Annotated in this window: 20 protein-coding genes and 1 riboswitch; of the genes, 2 read left to right on the top strand and 18 right to left on the bottom strand. The window is 46.4% G+C overall.

Annotated elements, in window-relative coordinates:
• Position 1: 1 nt before the first annotated feature.
• From B0H99_RS06345 to B0H99_RS06285, 13 genes are all read right to left on the bottom strand, one after another.
• Positions 2-553, bottom strand: coding sequence for a bifunctional adenosylcobinamide kinase/adenosylcobinamide-phosphate guanylyltransferase (locus B0H99_RS06345; protein WP_106532817.1), 552 nt, complete (start codon positions 551-553; stop codon positions 2-4).
• Complete coding sequence (gene cobD / locus B0H99_RS06340; RefSeq protein ID WP_106532816.1) at positions 535-1,614, bottom strand: threonine-phosphate decarboxylase CobD; 1,080 nt, start codon at positions 1,612-1,614, stop codon at positions 535-537. The genes B0H99_RS06345 and cobD overlap by 19 nt, the downstream gene beginning before the upstream one ends.
• A complete protein-coding gene (gene cbiB / locus B0H99_RS06335) occupies positions 1,601-2,554 on the bottom strand; it encodes an adenosylcobinamide-phosphate synthase CbiB (RefSeq protein ID WP_106532815.1) in 954 nt (317 codons plus the stop codon). The genes cobD and cbiB overlap by 14 nt, the downstream gene beginning before the upstream one ends.
• A complete protein-coding gene (locus tag B0H99_RS06330; protein WP_106532814.1) occupies positions 2,551-4,011 on the bottom strand; it encodes an adenosylcobinamide amidohydrolase in 1,461 nt (486 codons plus the stop codon). Before B0H99_RS06330 ends, cbiB begins: the two co-directional genes overlap by 4 nt.
• A 1-nt stretch (position 4,012) precedes the next feature.
• The gene (locus tag B0H99_RS06325; protein ID WP_106532813.1) at positions 4,013-5,005 is read right to left on the bottom strand and encodes a FecCD family ABC transporter permease; all 993 of its coding nucleotides are present in this window, start codon (positions 5,003-5,005) and stop codon (positions 4,013-4,015) included.
• Positions 4,998-5,972, bottom strand: a complete 975-nt coding sequence (locus B0H99_RS06320) for an ABC transporter substrate-binding protein (protein WP_106532812.1) — start codon at positions 5,970-5,972, stop codon at positions 4,998-5,000. Before B0H99_RS06320 ends, B0H99_RS06325 begins: the two co-directional genes overlap by 8 nt.
• A gap of 103 nt (positions 5,973-6,075) precedes the next feature.
• Positions 6,076-6,261, bottom strand: a riboswitch (cobalamin riboswitch).
• Between the two features lie 45 nt (positions 6,262-6,306).
• Complete coding sequence (gene argS / locus B0H99_RS06315; RefSeq protein ID WP_106532811.1) at positions 6,307-7,968, bottom strand: arginine--tRNA ligase; 1,662 nt, start codon at positions 7,966-7,968, stop codon at positions 6,307-6,309.
• Complete coding sequence (locus B0H99_RS06310) at positions 7,968-8,375, bottom strand: YwiB family protein (protein ID WP_106532810.1); 408 nt, start codon at positions 8,373-8,375, stop codon at positions 7,968-7,970. Before B0H99_RS06310 ends, argS begins: the two co-directional genes overlap by 1 nt.
• Before the next feature lie 162 nt (positions 8,376-8,537).
• Positions 8,538-9,035, bottom strand: coding sequence for an antibiotic biosynthesis monooxygenase family protein (locus tag B0H99_RS06305; protein ID WP_106532809.1), 498 nt, complete (start codon positions 9,033-9,035; stop codon positions 8,538-8,540).
• Positions 9,036-9,140: 105 nt separating this feature from the next.
• On the bottom strand, positions 9,141-10,364 hold the full coding sequence (locus B0H99_RS06300; protein ID WP_106532808.1) for a cation:proton antiporter: 1,224 nt from the start codon (positions 10,362-10,364) through the stop codon (positions 9,141-9,143).
• A 136-nt stretch (positions 10,365-10,500) separates the two neighbouring features.
• Positions 10,501-11,373, bottom strand: a complete 873-nt coding sequence (speB, locus tag B0H99_RS06295) for an agmatinase (RefSeq protein ID WP_106532807.1) — start codon at positions 11,371-11,373, stop codon at positions 10,501-10,503.
• Between the two features lie 3 nt (positions 11,374-11,376).
• A complete protein-coding gene (gene speE / locus B0H99_RS06290) occupies positions 11,377-12,210 on the bottom strand; it encodes a spermidine synthase (protein ID WP_106532806.1) in 834 nt (277 codons plus the stop codon).
• 397 nt (positions 12,211-12,607) lie between these two features.
• Positions 12,608-13,123 carry a YwhD family protein gene (locus B0H99_RS06285; RefSeq protein ID WP_106532805.1) on the bottom strand — a complete coding sequence of 172 codons (516 nt, stop codon included), beginning with the start codon at positions 13,121-13,123 and terminating at the stop codon, positions 12,608-12,610.
• A gap of 61 nt (positions 13,124-13,184) precedes the next feature.
• On the opposite strand from B0H99_RS06285, the gene B0H99_RS06280 reads away from it, so the two are divergent.
• Positions 13,185-13,370 (top strand): 2-hydroxymuconate tautomerase, encoded by a 186-nt coding sequence (locus tag B0H99_RS06280; protein WP_106532804.1) that lies wholly within the window; start codon positions 13,185-13,187, stop codon positions 13,368-13,370.
• Positions 13,371-13,687: 317 nt separating this feature from the next.
• On the opposite strand, the gene B0H99_RS06275 is transcribed toward B0H99_RS06280, so the two are convergent.
• From B0H99_RS06275 to B0H99_RS06265, 3 genes are read right to left on the bottom strand one after another with little or no spacing between them, the layout of a single operon-like run.
• Positions 13,688-14,188, bottom strand: coding sequence for a YwgA family protein (locus B0H99_RS06275; RefSeq protein WP_106532803.1), 501 nt, complete (start codon positions 14,186-14,188; stop codon positions 13,688-13,690).
• On the bottom strand, positions 14,189-15,493 hold the full coding sequence (locus tag B0H99_RS06270; RefSeq protein ID WP_106532802.1) for an HD domain-containing protein: 1,305 nt from the start codon (positions 15,491-15,493) through the stop codon (positions 14,189-14,191). It abuts the gene before it with no gap.
• 53 nt (positions 15,494-15,546) lie between these two features.
• Complete coding sequence (locus tag B0H99_RS06265; protein ID WP_106533011.1) at positions 15,547-16,368, bottom strand: lipoate--protein ligase family protein; 822 nt, start codon at positions 16,366-16,368, stop codon at positions 15,547-15,549.
• A 173-nt stretch (positions 16,369-16,541) separates the two neighbouring features.
• Between B0H99_RS06265 and hemQ the strand changes: the two genes are divergently transcribed.
• Positions 16,542-17,291 carry a hydrogen peroxide-dependent heme synthase gene (gene hemQ / locus B0H99_RS06260; RefSeq protein WP_106532801.1) on the top strand — a complete coding sequence of 250 codons (750 nt, stop codon included), beginning with the start codon at positions 16,542-16,544 and terminating at the stop codon, positions 17,289-17,291.
• Positions 17,292-17,512: 221 nt separating this feature from the next.
• Here hemQ and B0H99_RS06255 read toward each other — a convergent pair whose 3' ends face one another.
• Positions 17,513-17,890, bottom strand: a complete 378-nt coding sequence (locus tag B0H99_RS06255; protein WP_106532800.1) for a DUF423 domain-containing protein — start codon at positions 17,888-17,890, stop codon at positions 17,513-17,515.
• 18 nt (positions 17,891-17,908) lie between these two features.
• A complete protein-coding gene (locus B0H99_RS06250; RefSeq protein ID WP_106532799.1) occupies positions 17,909-18,178 on the bottom strand; it encodes a YwdI family protein in 270 nt (89 codons plus the stop codon).
• Between the last annotated feature and the right edge of the window lie 28 nt (positions 18,179-18,206).

The raw sequence follows: 18,206 nt of genomic DNA, 5'->3' as shown, positions 1-18,206 counted from the left end.
TTTATCCCTTCCTTCTGTAAGCGGCTCCATTTTCCAGTTCAAACGCTTGATCGGCCCTGGCTACTAACCAGAGATGAATTTTCCCAAGCCATCTTTGATACATCTCGTCGCGCACAAAATCATCCAGCACTTCATTTGAAACAATAACTAAAAGCTGCGCTTGATGCTGCAGTTCAATCACTGCCTCCTGCAATTCCAGCCATTTTTGTTCCATACATCCCGGCTTTTTCGCACATGGAGTCCCTTGTTCCCAGCCTTCGTAAAGTTCGTTTGCCAGCCAAGCTGTTACACAATCCCAAAGAACCGCGTCGCCACTGCAAAGTTTTGGAAGCACTTTTTTTAAATCCGTCGGCTGCTCAACAGTCGTCCATCCTTGGCCGGAGCGGTCGTCCTGATGCCGCCGGATTCGCGCTCTCATTTCCGCATCGTGGGCCTGTCCGCTTGCAAGGTAGACGTTTCGGACTGCGCCGGAAGCCACCACAAGCTGTTCAGCATATGCACTTTTCCCGCTCCTGACGCCCCCACTGATAAAAATCAGCCTTCCGTTAGCCATTTCGCTATCTCCCCCTTCAGTCTCTTCATATGATCAGCGGATTTCATGCCGATCCGGAACCACTGGCCATCCATTCCTTGAAACGATTTAGTGTGGCGAAGCACAATACCAATTTTCAGCATATCGTCGAAAAACCGGTCGGATTGTTCCGGATCAGGCAATTGAAAAGATAGGAAATTCACAGCGGAATCAGTTACCGTGCAACCATTGCCCCTTAGAAATCCGGTCATTTCTAAGCGTTCTTCCTTTGCGGACCGGATGATCTGTTTTCGGTATTGAACTTCCCTAAAACAACGCGCCCCAATTTGAGCGGACAGCCCATTTACATTCCAATGGGCTGCTCCATTTTTTAACGCTGCTATGATAGCAGGACTTCCCAAAACATAGCCGAGCCGGAGCCCTGGAATTGCATACATTTTAGTCATCGAGCGGACCACAATAAGATTCTGAAACTCTTTCAAGCAAGAGACAACCGAATGCTCCTCACCGATAAAATCAATGAACGCTTCATCGACAACCAGTTCGCATCCAGCTTTACGGCATGCTTCCGCTATTTGCATTATTTCTTCTTTAGAAACAAGCAAACCTGTCGGATTGTGCGGATTGCAGATGTATAATGCCGTACATCCTTCAACCGTTTTTATAATTTCCGCTATCGGCAGTTTCCAATTGGTTTCCGCTTTCAGCTGGATAGCGACAACTTCTGCATTCTCTGCTTCTAACGTTATCCGATACTCGGAAAACGCCGGTTCTATTAACGCTACCCGCTTTTCCCGGTACCGCCGGGCAAGCCAAGTAAATACTTCTGCCGCGCCGTTTCCTGCTGCAATCTGTTGAGGGGCAACTTCATGGAATACAGCAGCTGCGCTGCGAAATGGTTCTGCATCAGGATCGGGATAATGGCTGACAAGTTCTCGCAAATCCCACCAAAGTTCATCCAAAAACGCAGGAGGACCAAACGGATGGACGTTTTCACTAAAATCCAGGAGCCGTTTCGGAGGTTCCATTTTTAATTGTTTGTACAACCGCGTTGGATTTGCCCCGTGATTAGGTAAGTTCAAGCAATAGACCTCCTACTGCAAATAAGATAAAAAACCAGAAAGTCACCAAGTGCATATGTTTAGTCGTTTCATGGATGTGGCGTGCTTCGAGCGGGAAAACAGGTGTGCCCATCCGCGCCCGAATCGATACAACCCCTTTGTATGTATTGATGCCGCCAAGTTCAACGCCAAGCTGTATCGCTGTTGCAGCCTCCAACCATCCGCTGTTCGGGCTTGGGTGCTTTTTAGCGTCGCGCTTCCACTCCACAAAACGTTGACGTATAGTAAGAGATCGTGCGTTTTTAGTCATCGTCAAAATCAAGAGTCCGGTGATACGGCTTGGAATCCAGTTCAGCAAATCATCCAAACGGGCAGATGCATAGCCGAACCGCTGGAATTCTTCATTTTTATACCCGACCATCGAATCGCACGTATTCACGGCTTTATACAGCCATAGTCCTGGCGCACCCAGCAAAAACGCCCAAAACAGCGGTGCAGTTATGCCGTCGCTCGTATTTTCGGATACCGTCTCAACCACACCACGGGTAATTTCGCTTTCATTCAGCCTATCGGTATCCCGGCCGACAATCCATCCTAATTTTTCTCGTGCTTTGACTAAGTCATTCTTGATGAGCGGCCGATACACTTCTTCTGCAGCATCCCCCAAACTTTTTTGTGCAAGGCCGGCAGCTATCAGCAAAGCTTCGACCGCTGCACCAATCGTCCAATGAATCGAGTGGCCGATCAAAACCAAGAAAAGGGCACCGGAAAAGGCGCATATTGCTACAATACCCGTCATCCAGAAGCCGTTGCGGTATGCCTTCGGTCCATGGTTCCACTTCTTGGTCAGTTTCGAAATCAAAGATCCGATCCATCGGACTGGATGCGGCCATGCTGGCGGATCACCTATGATGCGGTCCAGCAACAAGCCGATCGCTATAACAGTGAGGTGGATCATCATCTTTTTTTGGCCTCGCGATACAGCCGGATTGCCCTAACCGTACATTCGAAAACTCCGGCACCAATCATTTTGCCTAGTTCCGTAACCGGTCCAGCATAAGGCAGGCGCTCGCCTTGCTGAGAAGCAGCCACTAAGCAGCTGTCTGTTGATGTACCCGTCGCAATCGTGTTCGTCAGCGGATCCATCACCTCTTCATGATGCAGTGCTTTTGATTTCGCTTCTGTCGCAGTGATCATCGCTTGAATAAACGCTTCATCCGACAGCTCGCCATTGACGAAAATCCATGTATTGATTGTTCCGACTTTGACAGCTCGATCAAGTGCCTGTGAAACGTCAACCGCATTTCCGACTCCAGCGGTGACCACGATGACGACCGAACCAAATGGTCCCATGTATTCTTTGACAATTGCATCTTCCGTCCTGACAGCCGTCATCATACCTACTGTATCCGTTGGCTTGAATCCTTCCTGCTCAATAAAATCCGCCATTTCCTGTGTACTATCATCGCATTCATAAGTGTCGCTGACATGCCGGTTCATAAATGTCCGGTACCATCCTGCACCCGCATTGATAACTGCAGATGAAACAGTTTTTAATGGAACGGGGCTTTGGTAGAGAACATAATCAGAAGAAACGGCAAAATCTTCTGCAGTGATAAGGGATTGTAAAACGGGTCGCTTGATTCCGGGAAGCAGCGTAATTTGCGGCTTCGGCAACTCAGGATGCGGATGGTTGCTGACCCGGGTTTTATATACAGCTTCAATATCTTGTTCGCGAACCACTTCATGAGGTTCACCTATGCGTTGGATTTGGCCGCCGTCCAGCAGCAGCAGCTGATCGCAATACATTGAGGCCAAGTTGATGTCGTGAAAAATGGACACTACCGTCAACTCTTTTTCGATCGCCTGTTTTTTGATGGTATCAAGCAATTCTTTTTGGTGATTAATATCCAAATGATTAGTAGGTTCATCCAGCAACAGAATAGAAGCATTTTGCGCCAGCGCCTGAGCAACGAATACCCGCTGCTGCTCTCCTCCAGACATTCGGTCGATTAATGTATGTTCGTATTGCCGGATGTTCATCAAACGCATAGCTTCCGATACAGCGGATTCGTCTTCTTCCGACCAAGATGAAAACCATCCGCTTTGATGCGGGTAGCGGCCGAGTGACACTGTTTCCCGAACCGTATGTTCGAAAGCATGTGCGTGAAGCTGCGGCAAGACTGCCATTTTCCTTGCCAGTTCTTTTGCAGAAAAAGTCGAGATAGGCTGGCCATCCACTTCAATGGTTCCACTTTCAGCCGGCAAGACGCCGCTGATCAGCTTCATCAATGTCGATTTTCCGCTGCCATTGGGACCTAATATTCCAAGCATATTGCCTTTTTTCACATGGAAAGAAACGTCCCTAACCACTTTTTTCTCGCCATAACCGCCAGTTACTCCAGTTATTCGCAGCATATTAACTTCCTCCTTTCCGCTGCCGGAAAAAGATAAACGCAAAAACCGGCGCTCCAATAAATGATGTGATTACTCCAATCGGCAACTCTGTCGGTGAAATAATTGTCCGCGCCACTAAATCGCAAAGAATGAGCAACGCCGCTCCGTTGATGAAAGACAATGGCAAAACATGGCGATGATCCGCTCCCCAAAGAAGACGGACCATATGTGGAACAACCAACCCGACAAAACCGATGGTGCCTGAAACAGAAACTGCTGCTCCTGTTAAAACAGAGCCGCCGATCAAAATCATCATTTTCCTTTTTCGTACATCAACTCCTAGATGCCGGGCCCGCTCTTCCCCAAAAAGCATCGCATTCAGTTCACGGCGATTCAGCCATAAAACAAAAGAACCGACGAGAAAAAATGGCAAAGCCATTTGAACATAAGGCCACCCGCGCATCGATACGCTTCCCAGCAGCCATCCGATAATCTGGCGCAGTTCTTCCCCCGTCAAGGCAATCATAAGTGAAATGACCGAACCAAGAAAAGAACTAAAAATGATGCCGGTCAGAATCACTGTTTCCATTTTCATTGACCGGTCCACCAATTTCGCAAACCCCATGACAGCAAGCATGGTTGCGAGCGCCCCGATCATGCTCATGACCGGCAGCGTGAACATCCCTAAAAAAGGCACTGAAATACTGAAAAAGAGCGTCATCACAGCGCCTACTGAGGCACCGGACGACACTCCTAAAGTGTAGGGGTCGGCTAACGGATTTTTAAGAAGTCCTTGGAACGCTGCTCCCGCAATGGCGAGAGAAGCTCCAACTAGACCCGCCAGCACAACACGCGGCATCCGGATATTCCATAAAATATTGGCTGCCGAAGGATCGGCACTCCGGTTCCATAGCACTTCCGGAGAAATGGAAACCGTTCCGACCAATACACCCAGCAATACAGCTCCTCCCAGAATAACAAGAGAAACGATATAGGCTGCCGTGCTTTTATTCACTGAAAACCTCTGGGTAAACAGCTTTTGCCAGTTCTTCCAATCCGTCCGTCAAGCGTGGGCCTGAGCGGCTGACCATATCGGAATCCACCTCGTAAACAGCTTTTTCTTTTACAGCAGCTACCTCAGCAAATCCACCGCGGCCCATGATTTGATCCACAGCTTCAGGATTGTACGTCCCTTCTGTTGTAACGATTACATCCGGGTTTCTGTCTACAATCGCTTCCGGATCAATAGTTGCCCATCCTTCCAGATCACCAGCTGCGTTTTCAGCATTGATCAGGGAAAGCATTTCGTCCATGAACGTACCGCTTCCTGTCGTGTAAATTTCAGGAACACTGCTTACTTCAATAAATACTTTTTTCTGTTCTTTGATTGCTGCGGCTTTTTCTTCAATGTCGGCCACTTCTTGTTTCATTTCGGCAATTTCAGCTTCCGCTTCTTCCTGCGCTCCGGTCGCCTTGCCGATAACATCGATTGTTTCATACACTTGCTCGAAGTTCTCCGCATTGTTTACGACGAAAACTTTAATTCCGGCATCACGCAATTGTTGAAGTCCGGCATCGCCCATTCCTAAACCTGATTCATGGGCAAGCACGATGTCCGGCTGCAAAGAAATGATTTTTTCTACGTTAAATTCCTGTCCGCCGATTTTTTCCACTTCTGCCGCTTCTTCTGGATAATTGTCAAAGTCAGATACACCAACAATCTTATCGTCCAATCCAAGTTCATAGGCAATTTCTGTATTTGAAGGAATCATTGAAACGATTGCTTTTGGCTCTTCTTCGATGGTAATTTCGTCTCCTACCGCATCAGTCAACGTTACTGGAAATGCCGCCTCTGTTTCCGCTGGCGCTGCCGGCGTTTCAGTAGCCGTCTCCTGCTCAGCAGGCGCTGCTTCCTGCCCGCATCCTGCAAGCAAAGCTGCTGCCAATCCTGCACTTACACCAAACTTCCAAATTCTTTTCATCAATAATATCCTCCGTTTCAAATTAAAAAATCCCCCACATAAATGCGGGAGATTGGAAGGACGACATAAAAAAGGATATGCATCCAGCCTGTCCTCGCAAGCATGTGGGCGTTTCATAAAGGCAGGTCTCCTGGCTTGTGAGCATTGCTTGCTGCGCCTTCCCGAAGTTTTCTTCAGTGGCATTCTGCAGATAGCGCTCACTTACAGTGGCGGGACCGCGCCGGATTTGAACCGGCTTCCCTTTTAACTCATGTTCTTAGACATAAGCACCTTTATGATAGATTATGGAATTGTCATTTCGGTTTTATTATACACCAAAGTTTCTTGCTGTCTCTTACATTTTTTCCGGAGCAGCCACGCCTACTGTTTTCAATGCGTTGGCAAGTGTTACTTTAACAGCCGTAATCAGTGCGATACGGGCACATGTCAGCTCTTTATTCGAGGCATCCAATACTTTATTGGCATTATAGAAGCTATGGAAGTTTCCTGCAAGATCCTGAATATAAGTTGTTACACGATGAGGCGAGCGCAGCTTTGCAGCATCTGCGATAACTTGCGGGAAGTCGCCAATTTTCTTCAAGACATCGATTTCTTTTTCAGACTTCAACAAATCTAAGTTTTCAATTGAAGCCGAAAATCCTTGGCTGTCCGCTTGGCGTAAGATGGAGCAAATGCGCGCATGAGCGTATTGCGAATAGTAAACCGGATTTTCGTTTGACTGGGATACTGCTAAGTCCAGATCGAAATCCATATGCGAATCGCCTGAACGCATCGCGAAGAAATAACGGACTGCGTCAAGTCCAACAAGTTCCACTAGTTCACGCATCGTTACAGCTTTCCCCGTACGTTTGCTCATCTTCATTTTTCCGCCGTCTTTGTATAGCTGCACCATTTGGATGATGCTCACTTCAAGCGTATCGCGATCATAGCCAAGCGCTTCGATTGCCGCTTTCATACGTGGTATATAACCGTGGTGGTCCGCCCCCCATATGTTGATCAGCTTATCGAATCCTCGAGTCAATTTATCATCGTGATAAGCGATATCCGGCAACAGGTATGTGAACGAACCGTCGTTTTTGATCAGCACACGGTCTTTGTCATCGCCAAATGTCGTCGAACGGAACCATGTCGCACCTTCTTCTTCGAAAATATGGCCATTGTCGCGCAGCTTGTTTAATGCAATGTCAATCTCGCCTTTTTCATACAGGGATGTCTCGGAGAACCACTCATCGAATTCAACCCGGAAATCCGCCAAGTCTTTCTGCAGTTTCGCCAGTTCCACTTTCAAGCCATGTTCACGGAAAACTTTATAACGCTCTTCATGAGTCATGCTGACAAACTTGTCGCCGTGTTCTTTCACCAAATCTTCAGCGATGTCTTTGATATCCTGGCCCCGGTAGCCATCTTCTGGCATGCTGTCCCCTTGGCCAAGCGCTTCAAAATACCGCGCTTCAATCGAAAGCGCCAAATTATTGATTTGATTTCCTGCATCGTTGATATAATATTCACGGGATACGTTGTAGCCTGCTAAATCAAGCACGTTGCACAATGAATCACCCACTGAAGCTCCGCGGGCATGGCCAAGATGAAGATCACCTGTCGGGTTTGCTGAAACAAACTCGACTTGAACGCGTTCTCCACCGCCTGAATTCGAGCGGCCGTATTCCCCTTGTTGTTCAAGAACCGTTTTTACAACATCCAGTAAATAATCCTTTTTGATCGTAATGTTGATGAAACCAGGTCCAGCGATTTCCACTGTTTCGATATTCGCCGCATCTTTATCAAGGTTGGCAACAATCGCTTCTGCAATTGCGCGCGGCGGCTTTTTAGCAAGCTTTGTCAACTGCATGGCAATATTCGTCGCGTAATCTCCATTTGTTTTATCTTTCGGCGATTCCAGATGAACCGATACCGGTTCTGCTGTCAATTCCGCTTTCTGAATCGCCTCACTGATAACTTGCTTGATCGTATGTTGAACTTTCTCTACTGCATTCATCATTTTCCCTCCATAAACTGTATTTCCATTTCGTATTCTCCAACATGTTCGGTTCCCATAGCCAAATCATATCGGACTTTAAAACGGTTATCGCTAACCGACAACTCATGAGCTTTAGTAGTTAACATGAACGAACCTTGCGTGCTAGTTAAGCTGCCCGTCTGCTCTTTATGTAATAGAAATGGGAGCCGCATTTGCAAACCGCCACTTCTTAAAATAAGTGCTTCGTCTTCGCTAAGTTTCACAACTGTCCGAATTTCGAGATCTTCCTGCTTTTCTGCATACTGCAGATAGCGCAAGTTGTTTTTCTCTGTCAACGTGCCTTTCGACCGCATTTCCATCACTTGATCAGCCACATTCGGCTGGCGGATTGTCGTCGTGAGCTTGATCGTTACGGATTTCTGCATACTATCCGCCTCCCCGTTCATTGATAACCTTATCATTATAGCCTGAGTCTGCAGTGTTTTTCAATTAAGTTTCCGGACGCAACTCAAAAAGGAGCATGCGTATCCTTATGTCAAATACGCGCGCTCCTTTTAATTTAGATTTGGTTAAAGCTCAGCCTTAGCTTATCTCGTATAAGTTTTCACAAAAGATGAACGAGGAAATATGTTCGGGCGCTTGTCGATGCCTTCTTCAGTGCCACGCTTCGCATGCGCATGGCCATATGCCTGTGATTGCTGCCAATCTTTGAACGACTGTTCATCTTTCCATAGCGTCAAGATGATATATGTGTCTGAATTGAATGGCCGCAAAATGCGAATGGCCGCGAATCCTGGCTCTTTTTCAACCATGCCTGCTCTATTCTTAAAGCGCGATTCGAACAGTTCCCGTCCTTCCTCTGTTACGGGAATATTGTTGAACACTGCAAAATAGCCATCATTGATATCCCCGACAGCATCCAATACTTGGTAGCCTTCAAACCCTTGAACTGGAGTGCTTCCGTCTGATTCGAAAAGAACTACCGATTCCTCGCCGTTCATCAAGTAAATCAGCCTTGAATTTGGAAAGGCTGCGAGAATCGCCACACCTTGATCCCGGTTGCCCGCCCATTTATACAATTCCATAGTCAGCACCTCTTCCAATCATGTATTCTTCATTATCTTATCGCTTTGAGTGCAAAGAATCTAATGAACGCCCATGCCGATAGACCTTTCGGGTTGCCGGGTAATTCATTTCTCATTAAGTCCCAATTTACGGATTAACGGTTTGATCGTTAAACCTTGGACAATCAAAGAAAACAAGACGACAGCAAATGTCAGGAGCAGCACAGTCTCTCTTCCTTCAAAATCTGCAGGCAGGCTCAATGCCAACGCAATTGACAAACTTCCTTTCAATCCGCCCCAATTCAGTAAAATCCGTTCTTTTCGGTTTAAGCTTTTTGCTGGCATTGTACTGAAAAAAAGCGCCAGGATTCTTGCGCCTATCACAATAAGGACGGCATATATTATAATATTCCATCGGCCGGAAAAATCGATATTCCGGATTTCCAAGCCGACAATCAAGAAAATCAATGAATTGGCAATGAGTGTAATAGCATCCCAAAAGACATTGATATTCCTTTTTGTATTTTCGGACATACCGATTTTCCCGCCATAATCGCCGAACACAAAGCCGGCTGCTACGACCGCAATAACTCCGGAAACATGTAAATGCTCGGCAATAAAGTAACTGCCGAAAAACAAGAGGGCTGAAATCGCAATTTCAAATGGATAATCATCGTAGAATCGAATGATTTGGGAAAAAATAAATCCAAGAACAAGACCCACTAAAACTCCACCTATCGCAAAACGAAGAAACAGCCAAACGCCACTGCCCACTCCTGCCCAGCCCATTTCGATGTACGTCAGCAAATAAAGAGAGGAAATCTGAAAGAGCACAATTGCGATACCGTCATTAAATAAGGATTCGCCTTCCATGATTGTCGATAACTTTTCTGAAACCTTCGCGGACTTGAATATTGAAAGCACGCTGATAGGATCAGTTGCACTCATTAAAGCTGCAAAAGTGAAAGCCACAGCAATCGGCAAACCGATCAGGTAATGTGCAGAAAAGCCGATAATAATAAACGATAAAAATGTTCCGCCTAAAGCCATCCACAAAACCGTCTTTTTCCATTTATATAAATGGCGAAACGGCAGTTTCAACGTGGCATCTCCAAGCAAAATTGGCAAGAACAAGGAAATGATGACCGCTTGAAAAACGTTTGATTGGGTGATAAATTCTTCAGCCTGGTCTATCAGAGGAATAGGAAGGGTAACGATTCCCAAAAAGAGCCCAACCAGCACAAGTGCGATAGTGTCCGGTTGCCTAAGTTTTTTAGCTACCCCTACAACTGCAATGGCGATGGCCAACAAAAGCAGAACTTGGATAAAACTATCATTAAATTCATGCATGATACACCTCTCCTAACCTTACAATTAGTTATACTTTTCTCTAAATCAAACAAATTAAACCTGATTGCTCCAGAAGAAAGGTGCGTATGATAAAACAACATAAAAAAGCCCCTATTTCTAGGAGCTTTCCACTTTCTTATTTTACCCAGCCAAGAATCATTTCGCGGATCAATTTGCTGGCTGTGTTCGCTGTTTGATCGGAATGATCGTAAACCGGCGCCACTTCCACTAGATCAAAGCCGACGACGTTGATGTCGGAAGCTGCGATGGCATGGATCGAAGCCAAAAGTTCGCGTGATGTAATGCCGCCTGCATCAACAGTTCCGGTTCCAGGCGCATGCGCCGGATCCAGGACATCGATATCAATTGTCACGTAGACCGGGCGGCCTGCAAGTGTCGGCAAGACCTCTTTCAGCGGCTCAAGCACCTCAAACATGGAAATGTGCATGCCGTTTTCTTTTGCCCATTGGAATTCTTCTTTCATACCGGAACGAATGCCGAATGAATAAACGTTCGACGGCCCGATATGGTCGGCAATCTTGCGGATTGGCGTTGAATGGGAATATTCTTCGCCTTCGTAATGTTCGCGAAGGTCGGTATGCGCATCAAAATGAATGATCGCCAAATCTTCGTATTTGCTGGCGACAGCTTTCATAACCGGCAAGGAAACAAGGTGCTCGCCCCCCATGCCCATTGGAATTTTGCCGTCGTTCAGCAACGTGTGAATATATGTTTCAATTTCCAGCAAGCTTTTTTCCGGATTGCCGAAAGGCAGCGGAATATCGCCAGCATCGAAAAATTTCACATCTTCAAGTTCGCGGTCCAAATACGCGCTGTATTCTTCCAGACCGATCGATACTTCACGGATTTTGTTTGGGCCGAAACGGGAACCCGGACGGTAGCTTACTGTCCAGTCCATCGGCATGCCATAAAGAACCGCTTTGGATTCTTCGTAGTTCGGATGGCTTTTGATAAATACTTTACCGGAATACGTTTCGTCGAATCTCATCGCTTACTCGCCTGCCAAATCTTTTACGAATTTAGGCAATACGAATGCAGCATTGTGCAATTCTTTCGTGTAGTATTTCGTTTCGATTTCGTGGAAACGCTCAGCCGGCACAGCCAACGGATCGTATTTTTTCGAACCGATCGTGAATGCCCATAGGCCTGATGGGTATGTCGGGATGTTCGCCAAGTACAGTTTTGTAATCGGGAAGATTTCCTTCACGTCTTTTTGCACTTGTTCGATCAAGTCCGCTTTGAACCACGGGTTGTCCGATTGCGCGACAAAGATGCCGTCTTCTTTTAACGCTCGTGAAATTCCTGCATAGAAGCCTTTTGTGAACAAGTTCACTGCAGGGCCAACCGGTTCAGTTGAATCGACCATAATTACATCGTATTTATTCTCTGATTCCGCGATGTGCATAAAACCGTCCCCGACGATTACTTCAACACGTGCATCTTCCAGCCCCGATGCAATCGATGGCAAGAATTTTTTTGAGTACTCGATCACTTTGCCGTCAATGTCGACAAGCGTCGCTTTTTTCACAGACGGGTGCTTTAACACTTCACGGATTACACCGCCGTCGCCGCCGCCTACTACCAATACATTTTCCGGGTTCGGGTGTGTAAAGAGCGGCACATGTGCCACCATCTCATGATAGACGAATTCATCTTTTTCAGATGTCATGACCATGCCATCCAAGAACAGCATATTGCCCCATTCGGCTGTTTCAGCCATTTCAAGATATTGGAAATCCGTTTGTTCTGTATGAAGCGTTTTGTTGATCTTCATCGTAATCCCGAAATTTTCCGTCTGCTTTTCTGTGTACCAAAATCCTGCCATCTATAATCAAACTCCTTTATCATCCAGAATATGTTTTACTCAAGTAAAGTGCTTTTTTTGCATACTTTTAAAAGTATAAGTGTTTTCAAGGAAAGTGCAATATTTTTTTCTACATGCTTCTTTACCCACTGTGCCGGACTATATTCCCCAAACAAAAAGGTTTCCTGTACAGGGAACCTTTTCCCTTCACAGAAAACCTTTTTGATCCTGATGATGCGGAGCAAGAAACATGAGGCATTGGCTTGGGTTGACGCAATGGCTCACATCACCCGCTCGCATTACAGGTGTCCTAGCTTTATATTTAAAGCTGTATCTAGTGTACTTCCTTTTCAACCCAACTTCAACTGCTAAAAAGCGCATTTTCAACTGTCACAATTCGTTCATTTTCAGGCACAATTCATACGTTTAAATCCGCATGAAGCTGTTCTGAACTGCGGTTCCACATTTCTTCATTGTGGCCCTTCAAATAGTCATGCAATACTTTCTTTGAAGGGGCGTCCATGTGATCGACAAGGATTTTGCGTTTCATCGATTTGTCCATGCGGTTAACATGGTCCGCTAAAATCTTATAGCCCCGCCGTTTCTCACGGTTGACAACCATTTCGCATGCAGCGACGCCAGCATAATAAGGGCCTTGCGGATTAAAATCAATGGTGACCCATACCAGCCAGTAATTTTTGCCGCCTGCTGAGTCTTCCGGGTCAGTGGTGAACTTGATGCCGCGTTCGACTTCGCTTCTCGCGTGCATCGCGCCGATATCTACCACCGCTGTTCCTTCTTCTACATCAATGATGACAGGAGAAACGTTTTCCAGGGAAAGCGATCCGATGCCGTAACCTTTATGGCCATCAGTGGGATCGTCTTTTATAATGGTAAAGCCCAATTTTTGTTTTGGTTTTTCTTCATTTGCCATGTGTACAATCCTCCGTTCTGCTATGATGGTGTTAATCTCAAGAAAAGGAGCTGTATCCATTATGCCATATGTGACTGTTAAAATGCTCGAAGGCCGCACAGAAGACCAAAAACGCGCACTTGTTGAAAAAGTAACGGAAGCTGTTTCTGAAACAACCGGTGCACCGGTCGAAAATGTCGTCGTCTTTATCGAGGACATGAAAAAAAGCGATTACGGTACAAAAGGGAAACTTTTCTCTGATCAATAAAAAATTAGAAAACAAAACTCATGCTAGCGGGAGTTTTGCAGGCTGTCGAGAAACTCTCGGCAGCTTTTTTCATTGCGCTCCAGCCGGACGCGTAATGGCCGAAAGGATTTCGGACAGTACGTTTGCGATGAAGCTAGCGCAGCGACGCAGGAGCAGTCGGTTTTCAGCCGGCTTCCGCTCCATTTTACTTGATAAGTCCACTCGATGTGTTCGTACTTGCAGAATGGAAGAAGGGCTTGAACCAGCTGTGCATGGTGCTGGTTTCTTCTAGCTGACTTCACCTTTTGCTTTGAAGCCAACATGCAACAGTTTTTCTTTTACATCAAAACAGCAAGCTCTTCAATAAACTCAAACGCTTGGCCAATTTCTTCATCCGTGAAATTGAGTTTGCCTTTGACGATATGCAGCTTATCGATTTGTTCCGTCCGCTCCAAATGGTCGAAATACAAAAGCGTCGCAGTCAGCTCTAAAAAGCGGCTGCTTTTTTCATTTAGCTTGAGGGCTTGAAGTGGATCGGCAAGCACCGATTTTCCTAGCGCATCACGGAATTCCAGCCCTTCTGCTGTCACACTGTAATTGTATTGAACGTAAGAACCTTTGTCTTCAAGCGCTTCTGAAACAAACCCCATATCGCATAATTCCTCGACGCGGGCCGTCAGTTCTTCCGAATATGGACCGTATATATGAAATTCATATTTTTCCTGAAATGGCACACCCATTTTTTTCAGTATGTAAATCATCTTTTGCAATTTTTTACGGCCGGTAACGCCTTCGGCCATTGAAATAAAATCCACTATTTTTGCGTGTTCCTGGAGCAATTATACTCCTCCTTCTCGAAGCATTTGCAGAATTTGCTGTTTGACGGCTTTCTTCTTGCCGTCGATCAGCAGTTCTGCAGGAAAATACAATTTGTAATCAGTTCGCCGCTTGCCCGAAATGGCATCGACGATTTGTGAGGACCGTGACAGTTCCTTGATTTCACCAGCAGGCATGAGCAGATGGATCGGCAAGCGTTCTTCCTCCTCACCCGGCCGGTAAAAATCGTAAGGCAAATCGGACGTGGAATCATCTATCAAATAATAATCCGGGTCAATCCCTGCTTTTCTGAACAACTGGGAAAGCTCCCCAAGCTTGCGGTAGTCTTTGCCCGGATCGAAATCGACATACTGGAACAACCGGCGGTTGACAAAACGGTCGCTTAAATCAGATAGGATCGGATCGCGTTCTTGCATCCACAGTTGGAAGTACGTCATCAAAACTCCTTCATCAAGCGCTAAATAATCTTTCAAGTGGAATGTTCGATTGAAAAACGCCATGAAATGGGTCGGCGGCTGCTCAAATTTATAGCCGGATTCGCTTAACTCCTTGGCCCGCTGCAAAATCTTCCGCAAAATCACTTCTGCGCTGCGGGCAACAGGGTGGAAATACACTTGCCAGTACATTTGGTATCGGCTCATAATATAGTCTTCGACGGCATGCATGCCGCTTGATTTGATGACTACCTGGTCTTCTACCGGGCGCATGACGCGCAAAATCCGTTCCATATCAAAATGCCCGTAGGAAACACCCGTATAGTAGGCGTCCCGCTGTAGATAATCCATGCGGTCCGCATCGATTTGGCTGGAAATCAAGGAGACGACTTGTTTGTTCGGGTAAGTTTTCGCTATTACCTCAGCCACCTTTTTCGGGAAGTCAGGCGCAACCTTCAATAGAATTCCGTTGACTTCCGTGTCGCCAAGCAAGATTTCCCGCGTAAAAACTTCATGGTCGACATGAAACACTTTTTCAAATGAATGCGAGAAAGGACCGTGGCCAAGGTCATGAAGAAGCGCCGCGCACAAGACGACAAGGCGCTCGCTTTCGTCCCAGGCCGGGCGCTCATGGAAAATATCATCGACGATTCTCCGTACAATTTCATATACACCGAGTGAATGGTTGAAGCGGCTATGTTCCGCACCATGGAATACTAAATAAGAAGTCCCCAATTGTTTGATTCGGCGAAGTCGCTGCACTTCTCGCGAGTTGATCAAATCCCAGATCACCTGGTCACGTACATGGATGTACCGATGAACCGGATCTTTAAACACTTTTTCTTCTGCTAACTTTTGCGTAGCATAGCTCATGGCACACCTCCAATATTTTCTACTAACTCCTATTTTACTTTAGCCTCATTTTGTCATTCAAGAGGCGTTGGCAACATTTTCTTATTCCGTTCCACTACCCGGTCCAAATAAAACCTGTACAGCTCCATTTCTTCCGGAAGAAGCGGCTGCGGAGCCGGCATGCCGAGCATGCCATACAAATCAAGCACCACTTCCGGTACCGTGATGGTCCTCTCTAGAAGCTCGCTGAGCGACGCCATCACTTCCGGCTGAATCACCGGGTATGCGAATTTGGTTTCTTCTCCCGCAAGGCCCGCTTCGTAAAAGTTACGGATCAATTCCGCACGCTCAGCCCCGCTGCCTTCAACGCACAAGTAGATTTGAACCGCAACGCCTCGGCGGATGCGGCGCTGGGAAATACCTGCGAACTTTTTGCCCCCGATACTCAGATCGTAGGAACCAGGGCAGTATGAGCCGACAATTTCGTAGGCTTCGATCGGCGCCTCGGGAAATAAGTTCTGAATCAATTCGAGCATCATATCATATCCCGACGAAATATCAATGGCGCTTTCTTTTTCCGACATGATAAGCGAAATATTTAAGACGCCAGCATCCAGCACGACGGCCAACCCGCCGGAATTGCGGACTATCGGCGTAAAGCCGCGCGACTCCAACAATGCCATACCTGCTCCGATGTAAGGCAGCCGATGGTCCTGGATGCCGAGCACGACTGTATTATCATGGACCCACGTGCGAATGGTCGGCAGACTTTTGCCTGAACCGACCAATTCGCACAATAGATCATCTGCGGCGAACGACTCTAGTGCAGATCGGTCTTTTGCGCTCAAGGACTGGTCCCAAAAACGCCATTTGGTTTGTTCTGTAAATAACGGCATCATAATTTCTCCTCTTCACAAATAGCTTCCTCTTAGTTTAACCGACTCATGCCCCGCTGAAAAGACGTCCAGGCCATGACGAATTAGTGACAGCTATTTCTTATGCAGGAAGTTAAATGGGTGTTGTGATAAACTATTTTTGTGAGAGCAAGATTAAAAGGAGTGTTTAATAAATGAATGAAGCAGCTATTACATTAGACGGCTGGTACGTCCTGCATGATTTCCGCTCGATGGACTGGGTAGCATGGAAAATGCTGACTGACGAAGAGCGCCAGTTTGCTATCGACGAATACCAAGCGTTTATTGAAAAAGTAAACCAGGCAGATGAAAACAAAACTGGAGCGCACGCTTTGTACTCCATTGTTGGCCAAAAAGCCGATTTGATGTTGATGTTGTTGCGCGAAACAATGGATGAACTTCGCGAGCTTGAAACGGAATACAACAAATTAACATTGATTGCGTATACCGTTCCAACGTATTCTTATGTATCTGTTGTCGAATTATCCAACTACCTGGCTGGTAAATCAGACGAAGATCCATACCAGAACCCGCATGTCCGCGCACGATTGTATCCGGAACTTCAACGTTCTCAATACATCTGCTTCTATCCGATGGACAAACGCCGCGATGGCGATGACAACTGGTACATGCTGCCGATGGACGCACGCAAAGAATTGATGCTTAGCCACGGCAAAATCGGCCGCAGCTATGCAGGCAAAGTAAAGCAGATCATCTCCGGTTCTGTTGGCTTTGACGATTACGAATGGGGCGTTACCTTGTTTGCTGATGACGTTCTTCAATTCAAAAAACTGGTCTACGAAATGCGTTTTGACGAAGTCAGCGCTCGCTATGCCGAATTTGGCTCGTTCTATGTCGGCACACGCCTGGACGCAGAGCGTTTAACGAAATTCTTAGAAGTATAAAGAGTTAAAGCCGCCTGTGGGCGGCTTTTACTTTTCGGACAAATTCCAGTATTTTCTTCATGAAGTTCTTCATTTCTTACATGAACTATTAATGTTTTAACATGAACTTCTGCATTGCCTACATAACAAAAGAAACTTTCTTCATGTACTCTCCGCTTTTCTACAAGAAATGCCACAAAAAAAGCAGCCCGCCCAAGGCGAACCGCTTTTCCAATAAGTTCTTATAACGTTTTTGCAGCAGCAACAATCAGCATGATCCAGCCAGCGATGAAAGCGACGCCGCCAATTGGCGTAATCGCACCGAGAACGCTGATGCCCGATAAACTCAATACGTACAAGCTGCCGGAAAAAAAGACAATGCCCGCAAGCATCAAATAACCCGCCCAACTTAGCGAGCTGAGTGGCCCAATAAATGCTGAACTCATTAATATTGCTATAATCATCAAACCGATCGAATGGAACATTTGATATTGTACTGCTGTTTGCCAAGTGGCAATATATTTATCCGCGACGCGCCCTTCTAACATGTGCGCACCAAATGCACCGAGAGCAACGGACAACAATGCGTTAACCGCTCCGGCAATCAAGAAAAATTTCATACGTTCTCCTCTTTCCGCTTAAAAATCAAATAATGAATCTCCGTTGGCGTCTTCTTCTTTCAACTTGTTTTCAGCTAAAGAAATTTGGGGCTTTGGAGATGAAGATGTGAGTGGCATGGCACGCGGCTTCAAGTCCTGGTCCTGCTCATGTCCGTCTTCATCCAGTAGCAGGTTGCACAACGCCCGAATGGCAGCAACAGATTCGCGCATTTTCGCCGGATCTTCCGTTTGCGCTTTGCTGGCGTATTTCTCAATTTCACCCAAAATCCGGGAAGGTGCGATAGCCATCGGAATCCCCCTTTCGTTTCTAATCTTT

Source organism: Planomicrobium soli (genome assembly GCF_003014655.1).
Taxonomy (GTDB): domain Bacteria; phylum Bacillota; class Bacilli; order Bacillales_A; family Planococcaceae; genus Planococcus; species Planococcus soli_B.
Note: the sequence above shows the minus strand (reverse complement) of the source record. Positions and strands in the feature narration are given on the sequence as shown.